This window comes from Hansschlegelia beijingensis, assembly GCF_045505405.1.
Classification (GTDB): Bacteria; Pseudomonadota; Alphaproteobacteria; order Rhizobiales; family Methylopilaceae; genus Methylopila; species Methylopila beijingensis_A.
The window spans coordinates 1-1,701 of sequence record NZ_JBJKEX010000490.1 but is presented as its reverse complement, the minus strand read 5'-3'; the positions used below and the strand labels follow the sequence as shown (position 1 = coordinate 1,701).

Here is a 1,701-nt window from a genome sequence, read left to right as displayed (position 1 = left end):
CAGTCGGCCTATGAAAACGACATGGTGCACAATCGCTGGCACCCTGACATCCCGATGGTGGCGTGGGTGAAGCCTGGCGACGACTTCATCGTCGAGACCTATGACTGGACCGGCGGGTTCCCCATGCCTGAGATGCGCTTCGTGATCCGCTGGCCCGACGGCGCGCGCGAGAGCTGCTACTCGCCCTCGCTGGTCATCAAGGACTTCTTCCGCGTCGGGGAGGCCTATCCGGTCGAGGCGTTCGCGGCCTCGGCGCGGGAGGCGCTGACCATCGCGAGCGACCGCGTCGCCGCCCGCTACGGCTTCCCGTGCTCGCGCGCGCTCGGCCAGCTGGCGCGGATCGAGAGCGTCGCGGCCCGCTTCCGCGCCCAGCCGGACGCGCATGTCTTCGTCCAAGCCTTCGAGGAGTGAGGCCATGACCTCCCACGCAGCAGGCGAACATCGCTCCGTCGTCATCGTCGGCGGCGGCCAGGCGGGCCTTTCGGTCAGCGCGCATCTGACGAAGCGCGGCGTCGACCACGTCGTGTTCGAGAAGCACCGGATCGGCCATTCCTGGCGCACCCAGCGCTGGGACGCCTTCTGCCTGGTGACCCCGAACTGGCAATGCCGGCTGCCGGACTTCCCCTACCAGGGCGACGAGCCCAAGGGCTTCATGGGCCGGGACGAGATTGTCGCCTATGTGGAGGCCTTCGCCCGGCATGTCGGCGCGCCGGTCCGCGAAGGCGTCGCAGTCGAGCGGGTCGCCCCGCACGCGCGGCGCGGATTCGAGGTCGCCACCAGCGAGGGGGTGGTGACCGCCGACGCGGTGGTGCTGGCGGTCAGCGGCTACCACAAGCCGAAGATCCCGGCTCTGGCGCTGACGCTCGATCCGTCGATCGTCCAGATCCACTCCTCCGAATACCGCAATCCGGACCAGCCGCCGCCCGGCGCCGTGCTGGTGGTCGGCTCCGGCCAGTCCGGCTGCCAGATCGCCGAGGACCTGCACCTCGCCGGCCGCAAGGTGCATCTCGCCGTCGGCTCCGCGCCGCGCTGCCCGCGGGTCTATCGCGGGCGCGACGCCGTGGAATGGCTGGACGAGCTCGGGCAGTACGACCTGCCGGTCGAGCGCCACCCCAAGAAGGAGGGCGTGCGGCGCCAGGCGAACCACTATCTGACCGGCCGGGACGGCGGCCGCGACATCGACCTCCGGCGCTTCGCGCTGGAGGGGATGCGGCTGCACGGCCGGCTTGTGGGGGGCGAGGGCGGACGCATGGCGTTCGGCCCTGACCTCGCCCGCAACCTGGACGCCGCCGACGCCGTCTACAACGGCATCTGCGACCTGATCGACCGGCACATCGCGGAGGGCGGGGTACCGGCGCCCGAGGGAGGGCGTTACGCGCCGGTCTGGCGGCCGACGGAAGGAGAGGGCGGCGGCGCGATCGATCTCGCGCCGGCGGGGATCACCAGCGTCGTCTGGGCGACGGGGTTCTCGGCCGACTGGTCGTTCGTCGACCTGCCGTTCCTCGACGCCGAGGGCTATCCGGCGCATCGGCGCGGCGTCACCTCCGTCGACGGCCTCTACGTCGTGGGGCTTCCCTGGCTGCACACCTGGGGCTCCGGCCGTTTCGTGGGCGTCGGCGCCGACGCCACTCATCTGGCGGAGGCGATCGGGGACAGGCTGGCGAGCAGCGCGCCGCAGCCGCTCGCCGCCGCGATCTGACA

Annotated in this window: 2 protein-coding genes and 1 pseudogene; all 3 read left to right on the top strand. The window is 71.5% G+C overall.

The window, feature by feature from the left end; translation table 11 throughout:
- A pseudogene (locus tag ACIKT0_RS17935) lies at window positions 1-120 on the top strand (acetamidase/formamidase family protein); the annotation flags it as partial.
- A 3-nt stretch (window positions 121-123) separates the two neighbouring features.
- Window positions 124-411, top strand: coding sequence for an MSMEG_0570 family nitrogen starvation response protein (locus ACIKT0_RS17930; protein WP_407106687.1), 288 nt, complete (start codon window positions 124-126; stop codon window positions 409-411).
- Window positions 412-415: 4 nt separating this feature from the next.
- On the top strand, window positions 416-1,699 hold the full coding sequence (locus ACIKT0_RS17925) for an MSMEG_0569 family flavin-dependent oxidoreductase (RefSeq protein WP_407106685.1): 1,284 nt from the start codon (window positions 416-418) through the stop codon (window positions 1,697-1,699).
- Window positions 1,700-1,701: the final 2 nt, after the last annotated feature.

Excerpts from the sequence above, each read along its gene's own strand:
- ACIKT0_RS17930 (WP_407106687.1), top strand. The coding sequence starts at position 124 with ATGCCTGAGATGCGCTTCGTGATCCGCTGGCCCGACGGCGCGCGCGAG.
- ACIKT0_RS17925 (WP_407106685.1), top strand. The coding sequence starts at position 416 with ATGACCTCCCACGCAGCAGGCGAACATCGCTCCGTCGTCATCGTCGGC.